Consider the following 15,175-nt stretch of genomic DNA (forward strand, 5'->3'; position numbering starts at 1 on the left):
GCGGTACCGACATGACGAAAGCTCCGGTTCGCCGGAGCTTTCGTCGCGATACCCGCCAACAACCCGTGAAACGCGGCGGCTCTTCGTCGAAGCCTCCGCCTGCGATCAAGCTCGACCCCAATACGTGAAAGGTGACCGAATGTTCGATCAAGACACGCTGCAATCCCGTGCAAAGCCGGCCTGCCGCGCCATGCCGGACCATCACTACCTGCGCTGGTACCGGCCGATGCTGGCGGCGGCGATCGCTACTTTCAGCGTGCTGGCGTATGCGCAGGACGACACGCCGCCGCGCACCACCACGACCACCGCTGCGATCGCCAGCGCGAATGTCCTGGCCACCGAAGCCGGCTTCGAAACGCTCGCCCAGGGCGGCAACGCCGTCGATGCCGCGATTGCCGTGGCCACCTCGCTGTCGGTGGTGCAACCGGAAGCCTCGGGCCTGGGTGGCGGTTTTCTCGCCCTGATCCACGACGCCGCCACCGGCAAGGACACCTTCATCGATTCACGCGAGATGGCGCCACAGGCAGTGAGCGAGGCCGACTATCTCAATGCCGATGGCACCCCCAACCGCGACACCTCGCTCAACGGCCCGCTCGCCGCCGGCATTCCCGGCATGCCGGCAGGCCTCGCCTACATGGCCGAAAAGTACGGGAAACTGCCACTGGCGGTATCGCTGCGTCCGGCGATCCGACTGGCCGACGAGGGCTTCCATCCCAGTGGCGCGCTGGTCCGTTCGATCACGCGCAAGGAAGAAGTACTGCGCCGCTACCCGGCCTCGACCAGCAAGTTCTTCCCCGACGGCAAGGCCCCGCAGGAAACCGGCATCTTCCGCGACCCGGGCCAGGGCGCGACGCTGAAAGCCATGGCCGAACGCGGCGCCGACGGCTTCTACAAGGGGCCGGTGGCGAAGGAAATGGTCAAGGCGGTCAAGGCGGCCGGCGGCACCTGGACGCTCGCCGACCTGGCCAGTTACCAGGCCAAGGAGCGCGCGCCGATCGAGCTTGATTACGCCGGCTACAAGATCGTCACCGCGCCGCCGCCGTCCTCCGGTGGCGTGGCGGTCGCCGAAATGCTGAACATCCTCGCGCCGATCGACCTCAAGAGCATGGATGAAGCCCACCGCATCCATTACCTCGTCGAAGCGATGCGCCGCGCCTTCCGCGACCACAACGAATACCTGGGCGATCCGGATTTCGTGAAGATGCCGCTGAACATGCTGCTGTCGCCGTACTACGCCGACGGCCTGCGCCAGAGCATCCTGCCCGGGCAGGCCACCAAGTCCGCGTGGCTGCCGTCGGTGGCCGTGAAAGATCCCGGCATGCACACCACGCATTTCTCGATCATCGACAAGGACGGCAACATGGTCTCGATGACCGCCACCGTCAACACCACGCTGGGCTCGGGCTTCGTCGCCGGCAGCAGCGGCGTGCTGCTCAACAACGAGATGGACGACTTCGCCCTGGTGGCCGGCCAGCCCAACGCGTTCGGCCTGATCGGCGGCTCCGCCAACGCGGCGGTCGGCGGCAAGCGGATGCTGTCCTCGATGACGCCGAGTTTCGTGGTCGGCAAGGATCGCCTGGCGGTGATCGGCTCGCCCGGCGGTTCGACCATCATCACCCAGGTCTTCGGCGCCATCCTCGCCTTCATCGACGGCAAGGATGCCGGCCAGATCACCGCGCAGAAGCGCATCCACCACCAGTTCATGCCCGACCGCGTCGACATCGAGAAGGGCAGCGACATTCCCGCCGACGTGCTGGCGAAGCTGGAGGAGATGGGCTACGAAATCAACGACGCGGACTCGTGGGGCAACATGAACGTGGTGGTCTGGGACAGGGCGCGCAACCTCAAGACCGCGGCCAGCGATCCGCGCAACCCGAATGGCCTGGGCAAGGTCGAAGCCGTCCATTGAGCCGTGCGCAGAGCCGCGGGATGCATGGGGATTCCTCCCGATTGCCGAGCTGCTTTTGAGACTCCGTAGGATGCGGTAAGCCGTAGGCGCACCGCATCGTTCGCGCGATGATCGACTTGGATGTTTTGCCTTGGAAGCTTCGCGATCGATGCGGTTCGCTTCGCTCACCGCATCCTACGGTCGCTTGGCGAAGGGGGCCGTGGAACAGCTGAAAGCGGAAGGGTTCCGGTTCGACTTGCAGGAGGGCGCGGAGCTGCTCGCACGCACGGTGGCGAGCAGGGAATCCAGCGACGAAGCGGCCATACTGGCGCTGATCGAGCTGGAGTCGCCGCGGCCGTGGCCTGCAAGCAGGCACCAGGATTTTCCGGAACGCCTGGACCTTTGGTCGAATCCGCATTGATGGACGATGACAGCGATCAGTTCCTGCGGTACGCAAAGGACAACCACTGGGGGCGCGTCGTGGCCTGGGTCTAGGAACACAAGCAAGGCTGACGCGACGCAGTAACGGTTATGGCACCATCGCGGGCCGGCCCCGCTCCGTCCGCTTGTAGCGAAATGCCCATGATCCTGATCGTCACCGCACTGATCCTCGTCGCATGCCCTTTGCTGCTGGCATTGCTCGGCGCATTCCGCGCACGCAACGAACCACCCGTGGCCGCTGTGGCATGGGACTGGCGGCTGGTGGCGCTTTCCGCGCTGCTTTTCACCGTGGCCTTCAACCTGGTGTTCTTCGTCCAGGAACTGTTCCTGGTGCTGCCCAAGGCCTTGACTCCCGGCCTGCAGCCGACCCTGTTCCACAACAACCACCTGTGGGAAGGCGAGCACCCGCTGGCGAGCCTGTTCCAGGGCACCGGTGCACTGGCGACTTTCCTGCTGGGATCGATCTGCCTGTTGCTGCTGCGCCAGGGCGTGGGACGTTCCCTTGCTGCGCGCCTGTTCCTGGTCTGGGTCGCGTATTGCGGCGTGTTCATGGCCCTGCCGCAGGTGGTGGTGGGCGCGCTGAGCAGCGGCAGCGATATCGGCATGGCGATGGAGTACTTCCACCTCGGCGCCGATGCGAAAGCCATCGCCGCGCTGTTGGCGCTGGCAGTCGTTCCGCTGTTCGCACGCGCGTTTTCGCGGCATCTGCTGGGTCTGGCCTCCCAGTCCGCGCAATTGGCGCGCGCGGGCGCGCGCAGCCGCTTCGTTTTCCAGGTGGCGACCTTGCCGGCGCTGCTGGCGATCGTGTTGATCCTGCCGTTCCGCGTGCCGCGCGAGTGGCTGGAAGTGGTGTTCCTGCCGCTGGTCGTGTTCGTGGCCGGCATGCCCTGGATCCAGTCCGGCGCCTGGCGCCTGCGCGACGTGGTTCCCAGGGATTTGCCGAAGCCCTTCACGCTGGTGTATCCGCTGGCTGCGGTAGTCGTCCTGCTGCTCGTCTTCCAACTGGTGCTGCGGCCGGGGATCCGCTTCTTTTAAGCGGCGATGGGTGGGGCCGGGACAAGCGACGATCTGCTCGCGGCGGAGACCTTAAGATGGCCCAAGCCCATTGCGCCATGACCTCAGGAGGATACGAATGACCGACCCCTATAACTCCTCGCCGCCAATTCCCGCCCGTACCCTGTCGCTCGGCGATGCCATGGTCACCACCGCCATGGAATTGCCGGCATGCCGCGTGGTGCGCAATCTGGGCATCGTGCGCGGCATCACCGTGCGCTCGCGCTCGGTGGTCGGCAATTTCATCGGCGGCCTGCAGACCCTGTTCGGCGGCAATATCACCATCTATACCGAACTGTGCGAGCAGGCGCGCATGGAAACCTACCGCGACATGCTGGCCCACGCGCGCCTGCTGGGCGCCAACGCCATCATCGGCATGCGTTACGACGCCACCGAACTCATGACCGGACTGACCGAAGTCCTTTGCTACGGCACCGCAGTGGTGGTCGAACGCGACGGCGATTGAGCGGCGCAGATATAGCCAGGACCCATGGTCGAGACGCTGACGCTCAAGCCGATGCGCGCCGGGATTCGATCATCTTCCAGCCGTTGCCCGAAGGGTCGCGGAAATTGGCGTCCACGCTGCCGTAGCGCTCTTCCGGTGCCTGGGTGAACTCCACGCCAGCGGCGAGCAGCCGCGCGTAATCGACGCGGCAGTCGTCGACATCGAGCACCAGCGGCGGCATGGCGCCCTTGGCGACGATTTCGCTCACCGTCTGCGCGGTCGACGCGTCGAGCACCGGCGCCTGCGGCTTGAACAGGCCAAGCTGCAGGGACGGCTGATCCGGATGCTGCACCGTGAGCCAGCGGTAGTCGCCGTTGCGCGCGTCGGTATGCACGCGGAAGCCGAGCTTGCCGACATAGAACTCCAGGGCTTCGTCCTGGTCGCGAACGTACAGCCCGACTACTCCAATACCCTGACTCATGCGACCTCCGGTTTCCGTGGGGCGTCTTTTGTAACACCCGCCTCCCGCCGCCGCTTCTCCGAAACTGCGGAGGTGAGGTCGGGGCGATGCGCAGCGCTGACATAGCAGGCCGGCACCCGCTCCAGTTCGTGTTGCGCAGCTCGCTCGCGCGCACGCAGCCTGCTGGGGCTTTCGCCGGTGATGTCGCGGAACGTGCGCCCGAATGTTCCCAGGCTGTTCCAGCCGGTCTGCAGTGCGATCTCGAGGATGGGCAGATCCGTGTCGCGCAACAGCGCCTTGGCCCGCTCGATCCGGCGCGTGAGCAGGTAACGATGCGGCGGCACACCGAACGCCTCCTTGAACGAGCGCGCGAAGTGGGCCTCGGAAACGCTGCTTACGCGCGCCAGCCGTTCGACTGGCCATGGCTCCTGCGAGGCGGCATCCATCCGGTCCTTGGCGCGCAACAGGCGGCGCAACAGCTCGGGGTCCTGACCGGCACGCGCTGGTGCTTGTCTGCTCACGAGTCGTGTTCCATGGGCGACCGATCAGGTGTCTTCATCATCCCGGGCGCCCGGTTGCCTCTCGCAGGGCATCGCGGCCCGATGGCAAACCATACTCCAGGAGCCCGGGGCGATCCGCACCGCTGTGGCAAGGCGGATGCCATGCGCGATGGCATCCGCGCATGCATCAAGCGCCGGCCCTGGCGCTTTTCGGAATAGGGACCCGCGCGGGTCGGGTATCGTGCGGCGGGCTCCACGCCCGCCGCATGTGCGGTGTTGCCTGGTTTCTATTTCTTCAGCTCGACCACCTGCGCGAAGCCGCCGTAGATCATGCGCTTGCCGTCGAACGGCATCGGCGGGTTGTCGGTGTTGGAGGGATCCATGCGTGGGTCCTCCATCATCTTCTTCATGCCGGCGTCGCGGGTGGCCTTGTCGGGCCATTCGACCCACGAGAACGCCACCGTTTCCTCCTTGGTGGCCTGCACCGCGCGCTGGAAATCGGTGACCTTGCCCTCGGGCACGTCGTCGCCCCAGCCCTCGATGACGCGGGTGGCGCCCAATTCGAGGAACATGGAGTCGTAGTGGCGGGCATGGTCGATGAACTTCTGCTTGTTGGCGGTGGGGACCGCAATCACGAAACCGTCGATGTAGGACATAGGGATCTCCTTGGGTTTTGTAGGTGGAGGGTGCCGCGTGGGCCACACCTTCCCCCAGGCGACGATCAGGCAGGGTGAAAATCGACAGGGCATAGAGCGGGCCCCGGCCCGCCGCGTGCAATGCCGCATCGAGATTCGCCGGTTTCGCAGCTTGGGCATCATGCGGCGGGCTTGAGCCCGGCCCATGGCATCCGCTGCCGGGTTCAATCCGGGATATCGGCTTCCACCAGCAAGGTCAGCAGGGTCAAGGATTCCTGCCAGCCGAGATAGCACTGCTCGACCGGAATCACATCCGGGATGCCTTCCTGGACCACGCTCAGCTCGGTGCCGCAGGACACCTGCGCCAGGGCGATCGTGGTGCGCATTTCGCCGGGCAGGTTGGAATCGTCGAAGCTGTCGGTGTGGCGGATACGTTCGTTGGGCACGAGTTCGAGATAAGTGCCGCCGAAGGCATGGCTATGGCCGGTGGAGAAATTGGTGAACGACATCCTGTAGGTCCCGCCGACGGTGGCGTCCAGGTGGTGGACCTTGCCGGTGAAGCCATGCGGCGGAAGCCACTTGGCCATGGCGTCGGCATCGAGGAAGGCGCGATACAGGCGTTCGGGGGAGGCGCGGATGACGCGGTGGAGTCGGACGGTTCCGGACATGATCGTTCTCGCTGGCCGAGGAAATCCCTCTGACCATACGACGCCCGGGAATGCACGGAATCGACATCGGACCGTGCGGAAAATGTGCGATTCCGCACGATCCGGCCACGCCGATGGGCGGCAAAACCCGCAAGCGCTCCCGGGAGTGTCAAGCTGTACCGGTAACAGCATGGCAAGGACGCCGCGTGGCAGGCGTCCAGAGGCGCCACAGAACACTGGGGAGTGTGATGGGGAACACCGACAGGAATACCGGCCGCTCGCCGGGCGGCTGGCTGCTGCGCGTCGCCTTGCTGGCGATCGCGCTGGCGGGCGCCGCGCCTGTCTGCGCCCGGACCGTCAGCGACGACACCGACCGGATCAGCGGCGAACGCACGGTGGCCTATACCGCCGATGGCAACACCGACCTGGCCAGGCCGGTCTTCACCTTCAATGCGAGTTTCGTCGGCGAGACCTCTTCGTCGGCGATCAGCCTGGCTTTTGTTTCGCGCAGCGAGGGAGGTGGCGCCCCCGCGCCGCGATTCGCGGCGTGCCACGGCGTCGAATGGTGGGTGGACGGAAAGCCGCTGGCGACAGCGCCCGCTTCGCATCGCGGCCGCGTCATCGACGGTGAGATGATCGAACTGATCGGCCAGGAAGTCACCCCGGCCTGGGTGGCCAGCATCGGCAGCGCCCAGGCCGTGCGCTATCAGGTTTGCCGCGACGAATACGCACTCACCGCGGGCGACATCAACGCGTTCGCGGTGATTGCGGCGAAGCTGAAAGGCGCGACGCTCCCCGCTTCCGCATCGCGGACGGACGCGCCTGCTTCGGCTCCGGCCAGCGAGATCAAGTACGAAGGCATGAACTGGCGGCCGAAGAACCAGGGAACGATGTTTCCTTCGAGGAATTAGACACGGCATTGCTGCGCCACCGATCGCGGCCGCGGCCGATACCGGTGCCGTGTCCCGGGTTCATGACTATCATGACCCGTGAAGTCGCCATGGCCCGCCCGGGCCTCCAGGAGCCCGCCGATGAAACACCCGAGAACGCTGCTTGACGCGTCGATCCTGCTGTTCGCGCTGCACGCTTCTACCTGCCTTGCGCAGGAAGCGGCCGGCACTGCCGCCATCACCGCGTCACCATCGCCACCGCACACCAGCTGGAGCTTCGAAACGACGCCGGCCTGGCAGGACGAATTCGACTATTCGGGACTTCCCGATCCCGGCAAATGGAGTTTCGAGCAAGGCGGGGATGGCTGGGGCAACCACGAACTGCAGTACTACACCCACAGCCTGAAGAATGCGCGGGTGGGCGAGGGCGTGCTGAGCATCACCGCGCGCAGGCAGAAGATCGAGGGAAGCGATTACAGTTCCGCGCGGTTGAGATCGAAGGATAAGGGCGACTTCCTTTACGGCCGTTTCGAGGTCAGAGCGAAACTGCCGGGAGGCAGGGGCACCTGGCCCGCGATCTGGATGCTGCCCACCGACCAGGCTTATGGCGGCTGGCCGAAGTCCGGCGAGATCGACATCATGGAGCACGTGGGCTACGACCCGGGGCGCATCCACGTCACCATGCACACCGGGGCCTACAACCACACCATCGGCACCCAGAAGACCGCCACCCATGTCGTCGCCGACGCGATGACGCAATTCCACCGCTATCGCGTGGACTGGACGCCGGCCTCGATCCGCGGCTACATCGACGACGTGCAGGTCTACGAATTCGTCAACGAAGGCACCGGCCCGGCGGCCTGGCCCTTCGACCAGCGCTTCCACTTCCTGCTGAACATCGCGGTCGGCGGCGACTGGGGCGGGAAGGAGGGCGTGGACAAGGACATCTTCCCGGCGACGATGCAGGTCGATTACGTGCGCGCGTACCGGATGGTCGGTGTTCCGTAGTCCGGCACCGTCCCTTGCGACTTGCCCTAACATGCGCTGATCGAAGTTTCCCGGCGGCCACCCATGCAACTCTCGGCTCTGTACCTGTATCCGATCAAATCGACCGGCCCGCTGGAAGTGGAGACGGCGGTGGTCGAAACGCGCGGCCTGCGCAGCGACCGGCGCTGGATGGTGGTGGATGACGATGGTCGCTTCCTCACCGGCAGGCAGCTGCCGCGATTGACCCTGGTGCGCGCGTTGCCGGAGGCGGGCGGGCTCTCGCTGTCCGCACCCGGTATGCCGTCGCTTTCCGTGCCGTTTCCGCAAACCGAAGCGACAATGCGGGTAAACGTGTGGAAGAGCGAGGTCGCCGCGAAGCCCGCGGACGCGGCCGATGCCTGGCTGAGCGAATTCCTGCGGCAACCGGTGCGGCTGGTACACATGGATGCCGGTGTCACCCGGCCGATGACCGATGTGCATTCGCAGGCGGGTGATGAAGTGAGTTTCGCCGACGCTTTTCCGCTGTTGCTGATCTCACGCGCCGCGCTGGACGGCTTGAATGCGCGGCTGGCCAAACCGGTGTCCATGCTCCAGTTCCGTCCCAACCTGGTGGTGGACGGCGCCGCCGCGCATGCCGAGGACGGCTGGAAACGCATCCGCATCGGCGCGGTCGAATTCGACGTGGCCAAGCCGTGCATGCGCTGCATCTTCACCACCGTGGATCCGACCCGCGGCGAGCGCGATCCCGATGGCGAACCCCTGCGCGCGCTGGTCGGCTATCGCCGCACCGCCGATGGCGTGGCCTTCGGCCAGAACCTGATCCCGCGCTCGCTGGGGACGCTGCGCATCGGCGATGCCGTGGAAGTGCTGGCCTGAGCGATTGTCGATTCCGCCCCTTCGCGTTCGTCGCAGGCAGGAAAGCCCGCTTCCGTTCCTTTCCCCGACAAGCACAGAGGACACGCCATGAATATCCAGCCCTACCTGTTTTTCGACGGCCGCTGCGACGAGGCCATCGCCTTCTACCGCCAGGCGCTCGGCGCCGAAGTGGTGATGCTGATGCGCTACGGCGAAGGCCCGGAAGGTTCCTCGCAATGCCCGGATGGAACCTCGCCACCCGCCGACAAGGTGATGCACGCCTGCCTGCAGATCGGCGCCAGCCAGATGATGCTGTCCGACGGCTTCTGCGCCGGGAAACCCGAGTTCAAGGGTTTCAGCCTGTCGCTGTCGGCGGTCGACGATGCCGAGGCCAGGCGCCTGTTCGATGCCTTGGCCGAAGGCGGCCAGGTACAGCAGCCGCTGATCGCGACGTTCTTCTCGTCGAGCTTCGGCATGGTCGCCGACCGCTTCGGCGTGGCATGGATGGTATTGGTGCCGAGCCAGATCGCGAGCTAGGCGGATCCGCAGGAGCGCCGCGTTGCGTTATCAACGCGTGGCATAGGGAAAATGGAGCGGGCTACAATTCCGTCTACCCATCGCGAAAAGGCCGAACGTGACGATCGATCCCAAACGCCGTTCCTTCCTGTTGACCTGCGCTTGCGCCGCAACACTGGCGCCCCTGCACCGGACCTTCGCGGCAGCGCCGGCCAGTGACCCGTACGGGCAACTCGAAGCCCTCGAACACCGCTACGGAGGCCGCCTCGGCGTCTCGATCCTGGACACGGGCAGCGGCAAGCGCATCGGTCATCGCGCCGACGAGCGCTTTCCCATGTGCAGTACCTTCAAGTTCCTCGCCGCGGCGCAGGTGCTGACGCGGGTGGATCGCGGCGAAGAGAAGCTGGAGCGTCGCATCGTTTTTGCGAAGAAGGACCTGGTCGCCTATTCGCCGATGACCGAAAAGCATGCCGGCGCGCCGGGCATGACCCTGGCCGAACTGTGCCACGCCGCGATCACCCTCAGCGACAATACCGCCGGCAATCTGTTGCTGGACAGTTTCGGCGGGCCTGCGGGCCTGACCGCTTTCGCGCGCACCCTGGGCGACACCGTCACCCGGCTGGACCGGCGCGAAACCGAACTCAACGAAGCCATCCCCGGCGATCCGCGCGATACCACCACGCCGGCGGCGATGCTCGACGACATGCGCCGGCTGCTGCTTGGCGACGCGTTGTCGCCGGCCTCGCGCAAACAGCTTGCCGACTGGCTGCTGGCCAATACCACCGGCGCTGCGCGCCTGCGCGCGGGCTTGCCCGGCGACTGGCGCGTCGGCGACAAGACCGGAACCGGCGCAAACGGCGCCAGCAACGACATCGCCATCGTCTGGCCCCCGGATCGCGCACCGTTGCTGGTCACGGCCTATTACGCCGAATCTTCGATACCGCAGGAAACGCGCAACGCGGTGCTGGTGGAGGTGGGGAGGATCGCCGCCGGATCGGCGATGCGGGCATGATGCCGATGCCGTTCCGGAGAACCCGATGCGATTCCTGATCCTGTCGATGACCGCCTGGCTGTTCCTGGCGTGGGCATTGCCGCTATGCGCGAGCGATGCCGACAAGCAAGCCCTGCTGGCGATCGATGCCTCGTGGAATTCGCTGCGGCTCGAATCCGATGTCGAAGGCCTGGAACGGCTGCTTGGCGATGATTGGCTGCTTACCCATTCCGACGGGCGCGTGCAGGACAAGGCCGGCTACCTGAAGGAATTGTCCAGCCGCACCCGCGCCAACCAGGCTATCGGCAACCAGGACGTTGAAGTCCGCTTGCATGGCGATACCGCGGTGGTGACCGGCACCAGCGTGCAGGCGGGCACCAGCAACGGGCAGCCATGGAGCGGACGCTTCCGTTTCACCCGGACCTGGATCCGGCGCGATGGCGAGTGGCGGATGCTCGCTTCGCATTCGTCGCGGATCGCGCAGGACTGATCCTGTGGCCGCGCACCTGCTCGATAACCCGATCTGGGAATCCCTGTCCAGCCGGCACCGCTCGCTGGCGCTGCGCGAAGGGGAGGTCGCCCGTTATCCCGCGCAAGTCGCGCCCTTCCTCGGCGTGGCGGCCGAGGGCATCGACGCCGCGACGGCGCTCGAATCGCTGGTGCCCGCCGGCGACACCGTGCTGCTGTTGGGACCGGTGCCGTCCGCACCGCAGGGCTGGAAGCTGGAGCAGCTGGCGCAATTGGCGCAGATGGTCTGCCCGGTGCGCATGCAGGAAGTGGACGGTCCCGAAGTCATCGAGCTGTCCGAACCCCATCGCGGCGACGTGCTGGCCCTGACCGCGCTGGTCTATCCGCATTACTTCCGCCCGCGCACGACCGACCTGGGCCGCTACTTCGGCGTTTACCGGGAGGGCCGGCTCGCAGCGATGGCCGGCGAGCGCATGGGCATGCAGGACCACACGGAAATCAGCGCGATCTGCACCCATCCCGACTTCAATGGCCACGGCTACGCCCGACGCCTGCTGGCCCGGCTGTCGAACGACAATCTCGAACGCGGACGCATTCCATTCCTGCATGTCAGCCAGCAGAACCAGCGGGCTATGCAGCTGTACGAACGCAACGGATACCATATTCGCCGCGAAATCGCGTTCTGGTCCCTGCGCCGTGCCGGCGAATGAACGGAAGCGGCCGGCGATGAGTTTCCACTTCTACCTGTATCGCGCGCCGAAGGGCACCGGGCCGATGAATGCCTGGCAAGGGATGCATGCCGAAGCCATCGGCACGCTGACGCAGGTCCGGGAGCGGCTCGATGCCGTGTTCCCCGGGTTGAAGTGGGACGAAGTGGCGGGATCGTGCAACGGCATGGGTAGCGATCCGCTCCACTATTACCTGGACCTCTGGTTGCGCGAGGAAGCGGACGGACAGGTCCGCTTCGTGACCATGAACAAGGCGCTGCCGTCGGCGATGCGCGCGGTCCTGGAAGCCCTGGCGCTCAATCATGTCTGCGCTCCCGAAGCAGGCGACCTGGTCGATCCCTATGCCTACGACGACCATGACCGGTATTACGCGAGGGTCGCATGGCCGGATTGAAACCGCGGCGACGGATATCGCTGCGCATCGTGGCAGATCCCGTATCGACGAGGTTCGCATGAACACCTATATCGCCCTGCTGCGCGCGGTCAATGTCGGCGGCACCGGCAAATTGCCGATGGCCGAACTGCGCGCCATGTGCGAAGCGATCGGCTTCGAGGACGTACGCACCTATATCGCCAGCGGCAACGTGGTGTTGCGCAGCGCTCGGAGCGAGAAACAGGTGAAGGCGCTGCTGGAGAAGGAGTTGGCGCGCTATGCGGGCAAGCCGGTCGGCGTGCTGGTACGCACTCCGGAGGAGATGGCGGCGGTGCTCGCGGCCAATCCGTTCGCGGATGCCGCTCCGAACCGCAATGTCGTGGTCTTCCTCGATGCGGCGCCGGCCTCCGATGCGCTGGCGACGGCCAGCCATCGCAACGGGGAGGAAATCGCCCTGGGCAGGCGCGAGATCCATATCCATTACGGCGACGGCATGGCCGATTCGAAGCTCAGGATCCCGGCAGCGAAGCACGGCACCGCCCGCAACGTGAATACGGTGGCCAAACTGGTGGAGATGGCGCTGGAGTGAAGGCCGGTGCGCGCGGTGAGTCATGGCGAAGACAAGAACCGGCAAGTCCGGGCGGGCGCGACGGTGCGGAGGGTCGCGACAATCGCCGCGTGGCGCTGGTGATCGACTACGCGGGCGCGGGCGCTACTTCCGCTTCGATGTAGCCGACTTCCGGCAAGGCGGCATCGAATCGGCTTTATCTTCCGGCCGATGCCGCGTTTGAACCGGCAGCGCGCAAGCCATCGAGGTTCATGCATCGTTTGGTTCGTTTCCCGGCCACGCACTAGACTGGGGTCCCGCATCGTGTTGGATCGCGATGCGGGACCCCACTTCCGGAAAACGACGCGGCATGCCCAAGCACTTGTTTCCCTTCGTACTGGTCGCCTGTCTCGGCGCCTGCCAGCAAGAGCCACCGGCCGAAGCGCCGGCCACCATCATCGACATGCCGGCCAACACCGAGCAGGGTGGTGCGCTCAGCGGCGGTCCCACGCCGCCGCCGGCGGCGGCACCGAAAACCGATGTACTGGAAGGCACCGACTGGCCCAAGGTCGAACTCGCCTCCGGCGAAGCTTTCGTCAGTTGCGACCTGGACTACGCCGCCAAGGGCGATGGGGAGCCGCTGGTCGACCTTTCCTACACTGGAGTGACGGCCGCGCTGGAGCCCTGCAAGGAGGCCGGCGTGGTGCGCCTGCGCTACCAAGGCAAGATCGCCACCGATTTCACCGCGCTGGTCGAACGCGTGGCCAATGCGGCCACCCGCCTGCATATCGGGCGCCATGTCCTGGACCTCGATTCCAGCGGCGGCCACGTCGAAGACGCGATGAAGGCGGGCGATGCCATCGGCGCCTCGCAATGGACCCTGTGGGTGCGCGACGACGCGATCTGCCACAGCGCATGCGTGTTGATCCTGGCCGCGGGCGACAGCCGGCAGGTCGCCGGCAAGGTCGGCATCCACCGCATGATCCGGGTCGATTCCACCGCGACCACGCGCACCGAACTGAGCCAGGAGCTGCGCGAGGTCTATGCGCAGATGAAGGAATACCTGGAACGCAACGGCGCATCGGTGGCCGTCGCCGACCTGATGATGACCGTGCCCAATCGCAAGCTGCGCCTGCTGACCGAGGAAGAGCTGCAGGAATACGGGCTGGAAGGCGCCAACGCGGTCCAGGACGACCTGGAACGGATCCAGCTGACGCGCAAGTGCGGCGAGGATTTCGTGCGTCGCAAGGACGACTTCAGCCGCAGCTACGATCGCGAATGCGCGCAGCCCGGCAAGGCGCTGGAGGAAGTGGACCAGTGCGCTGCGGAACTCGAGCGGAAGTTCGGCTTCCCCGACGAAAGCTGCCCCGCTGAAAGTCCGCTGTCGTGGCAGGCCGACACCATGCGCGGCGACGGCCAGGCCGGCACGCCGTAGCCGCCCGCAACCGCGCGCCGCATTCCGACGGCTGTGTTGTGGTTATGATTGGTCCCGTTCTCCACTTGGACGGGACCCTGGATGTCCGCCTGGATCATCGGCATCTGCTTCGTGTCGGGCGCGATCCTGGCCGGTTATCTGCCGGCGCGCCTCCTGCGCAGGCGATACGAGGGCTTGCTGCCGGCCGACACGCGCGCGGTAGCCTCCGATGTCATGGCGCGCATCGGCGTATTGCATGGGCTGATCCTGTCGCTGGTCTTCGCCAGCGCCCATGGCGGCGCGCAGAAGTTCGAGGAAGACGTGACCGCCGAGGCGTCGGCGGCCACCCATGTGTATTTCAATGCGTTGCGTTACGGCGCGCCGGAATTGCAGGCGGCCAGCATCGCTTACCTGCGCGCGGCGATCGACAAGGACTGGCCCGTGTTGCGCGAGCGCGAGGAGTTGAGCGCGGAAGGCTGGATCGCCTGGCGCGGGATGCTGGAAGCGTCGCTGGCCCTGCAGCCAGAAGACAGGCGCGAACGAATCCTCGCCGAACGGATGCAGGCCGACATCTGGCAGGTGGAAGTCCTGCGCCAGGCGCGCGGCTACGAGGCGGCCGACCGCTTGTCCGGGGAATTCTGGCTGGTGGCCATCGTCGGCCTGGTACTGATCGCCACCTTGTTGTTCGTGCACAGGATCACTCCGCTGCACCAGGCCATCATGGCCATGTATTCGGGATTCACCGGGCTCACGCTGTTCCTGATCTACGACATGTCGCATCCCTTCAGCGGCGCGCTCATCATCGAGCCGGTCGCCTTCATCGAGGCGCTGGACATGATCCGTGCCGGGATCTGATCCCGGCGACCGCCGTTGCGTTCCGCATGCGCTGGAATCCGGTTGCTGGACGCGCCAGGCCTGTGTGCCGGTCCATGCCGCCGGCATTCCTACCTGCGCACGCGGGTCAGGGCGATACCGATCCGGGGACCGCTGCAGTTGCCGTGGGTGTCGCTCTGGTCGCCACCGGCTTCAGCAGCAGCGTCCGCATTCCAGGCGGCGCATAACCCGCGTTTCTGCGCGGGCGTCAATCGCTTGATCCTGTATTCGGCGCGGCTGGCTTCGGAACGGCCGGGATACGCGCACTGGCCGAGCAGGCGCAATGGCGGGTGCGAACGCGTGTAGCGGGCGCCGGTACCGGCGGCATGCTCGGCATAACGCCGGGCGACATCGACCGCGATGCCGGTGTACAGGCTGCCGTCGCGGCATTCGATCAGGTACACGTACCAGGACGGCCGTGCCTCTAACGCCTGCGCTTTCAACGTCCGCCACCGCCACCACCG

19 protein-coding genes and 1 pseudogene are annotated in these 15,175 nt (G+C 66.0%); 15 read left to right on the forward strand and 5 right to left on the reverse strand.

The genetic code is table 11. From position 1 onward, the window contains the following. Positions 1-190 precede the first annotated feature (190 nt). The 4 genes from ggt (at position 191) to CSC74_RS15200 (ending at position 3,848) form a co-directional block, all read left to right on the forward strand. The gene (ggt, locus tag CSC74_RS15185) at positions 191-1,909 is read left to right on the forward strand and encodes a gamma-glutamyltransferase (RefSeq protein WP_162315356.1); all 1,719 of its coding nucleotides are present in this window, start codon (positions 191-193) and stop codon (positions 1,907-1,909) included. A gap of 148 nt (positions 1,910-2,057) precedes the next feature. Then, positions 2,058-2,309, forward strand: coding sequence for a hypothetical protein (locus CSC74_RS15190; RefSeq protein ID WP_162315335.1), 252 nt, complete (start codon positions 2,058-2,060; stop codon positions 2,307-2,309). Between the two features lie 161 nt (positions 2,310-2,470). Then, positions 2,471-3,364, forward strand: coding sequence for a hypothetical protein (locus CSC74_RS15195; protein WP_246193301.1), 894 nt, complete (start codon positions 2,471-2,473; stop codon positions 3,362-3,364). 97 nt (positions 3,365-3,461) lie between these two features. Then, entirely contained in the window at positions 3,462-3,848 is a 387-nt protein-coding gene (locus CSC74_RS15200) for a YbjQ family protein (RefSeq protein WP_162315337.1), read from the forward strand. Between the two features lie 43 nt (positions 3,849-3,891). On the opposite strand, the gene CSC74_RS15205 is transcribed toward CSC74_RS15200, so the two are convergent. From CSC74_RS15205 to CSC74_RS15220, 4 genes are all read right to left on the reverse strand, one after another. Continuing rightward, complete coding sequence (locus CSC74_RS15205; protein WP_162315338.1) at positions 3,892-4,308, reverse strand: VOC family protein; 417 nt, start codon at positions 4,306-4,308, stop codon at positions 3,892-3,894. Next, positions 4,305-4,733, reverse strand: coding sequence for a helix-turn-helix transcriptional regulator (locus CSC74_RS15210; RefSeq protein ID WP_162315357.1), 429 nt, complete (start codon positions 4,731-4,733; stop codon positions 4,305-4,307). The genes CSC74_RS15205 and CSC74_RS15210 overlap by 4 nt, the downstream gene beginning before the upstream one ends. Positions 4,734-5,074: 341 nt before the next feature. Next, entirely contained in the window at positions 5,075-5,443 is a 369-nt protein-coding gene (locus CSC74_RS15215; RefSeq protein ID WP_162315339.1) for a DUF1428 domain-containing protein, read from the reverse strand. 203 nt (positions 5,444-5,646) lie between these two features. After that, complete coding sequence (locus CSC74_RS15220; protein ID WP_170865792.1) at positions 5,647-6,090, reverse strand: SRPBCC family protein; 444 nt, start codon at positions 6,088-6,090, stop codon at positions 5,647-5,649. Positions 6,091-6,317: 227 nt separating this feature from the next. On the opposite strand from CSC74_RS15220, the gene CSC74_RS15225 reads away from it, so the two are divergent. From CSC74_RS15225 to CSC74_RS15275, 11 genes are all read left to right on the forward strand, one after another. After that, on the forward strand, positions 6,318-6,980 hold the full coding sequence (locus CSC74_RS15225) for a hypothetical protein (RefSeq protein WP_162315340.1): 663 nt from the start codon (positions 6,318-6,320) through the stop codon (positions 6,978-6,980). A 120-nt stretch (positions 6,981-7,100) separates the two neighbouring features. Continuing rightward, positions 7,101-7,967, forward strand: a complete 867-nt coding sequence (locus CSC74_RS15230; protein WP_162315341.1) for a glycoside hydrolase family 16 protein — start codon at positions 7,101-7,103, stop codon at positions 7,965-7,967. A gap of 63 nt (positions 7,968-8,030) precedes the next feature. Then, positions 8,031-8,822 (forward strand): MOSC domain-containing protein, encoded by a 792-nt coding sequence (locus CSC74_RS15235; protein WP_162315342.1) that lies wholly within the window; start codon positions 8,031-8,033, stop codon positions 8,820-8,822. Positions 8,823-8,909: 87 nt separating this feature from the next. Then, a complete protein-coding gene (gene yjdN / locus CSC74_RS15240; RefSeq protein WP_162315343.1) occupies positions 8,910-9,338 on the forward strand; it encodes a VOC family metalloprotein YjdN in 429 nt (142 codons plus the stop codon). Between the two features lie 97 nt (positions 9,339-9,435). Then, on the forward strand, positions 9,436-10,329 hold the full coding sequence (gene bla / locus CSC74_RS15245) for a class A beta-lactamase (RefSeq protein WP_246193303.1): 894 nt from the start codon (positions 9,436-9,438) through the stop codon (positions 10,327-10,329). 25 nt (positions 10,330-10,354) lie between these two features. Next, entirely contained in the window at positions 10,355-10,798 is a 444-nt protein-coding gene (locus CSC74_RS15250; protein ID WP_162315344.1) for a nuclear transport factor 2 family protein, read from the forward strand. A 4-nt stretch (positions 10,799-10,802) separates the two neighbouring features. Then, the gene (locus tag CSC74_RS15255) at positions 10,803-11,486 is read left to right on the forward strand and encodes a GNAT family N-acetyltransferase (protein WP_246193305.1); all 684 of its coding nucleotides are present in this window, start codon (positions 10,803-10,805) and stop codon (positions 11,484-11,486) included. Positions 11,487-11,502: 16 nt separating this feature from the next. After that, entirely contained in the window at positions 11,503-11,898 is a 396-nt protein-coding gene (locus tag CSC74_RS15260; RefSeq protein ID WP_162315346.1) for a hypothetical protein, read from the forward strand. A 58-nt stretch (positions 11,899-11,956) separates the two neighbouring features. Then, complete coding sequence (locus tag CSC74_RS15265) at positions 11,957-12,466, forward strand: DUF1697 domain-containing protein (RefSeq protein ID WP_162315347.1); 510 nt, start codon at positions 11,957-11,959, stop codon at positions 12,464-12,466. A 328-nt stretch (positions 12,467-12,794) separates the two neighbouring features. Continuing rightward, positions 12,795-13,859 (forward strand): COG3904 family protein, encoded by a 1,065-nt coding sequence (locus tag CSC74_RS15270; protein ID WP_162315348.1) that lies wholly within the window; start codon positions 12,795-12,797, stop codon positions 13,857-13,859. 81 nt (positions 13,860-13,940) lie between these two features. After that, positions 13,941-14,693, forward strand: coding sequence for a bestrophin-like domain (locus CSC74_RS15275; RefSeq protein ID WP_162315349.1), 753 nt, complete (start codon positions 13,941-13,943; stop codon positions 14,691-14,693). Between the two features lie 191 nt (positions 14,694-14,884). Here the strand turns inward: CSC74_RS15275 and CSC74_RS17595 are convergent. Beyond that, a pseudogene (locus tag CSC74_RS17595) lies at positions 14,885-15,154 on the reverse strand (GIY-YIG nuclease family protein); the annotation flags it as partial. Positions 15,155-15,175 lie beyond the last annotated feature (21 nt).

The organism is Pseudoxanthomonas yeongjuensis (assembly GCF_010093345.1).
GTDB lineage: Bacteria > Pseudomonadota > Gammaproteobacteria > Xanthomonadales > Xanthomonadaceae > Pseudoxanthomonas_A > Pseudoxanthomonas_A yeongjuensis.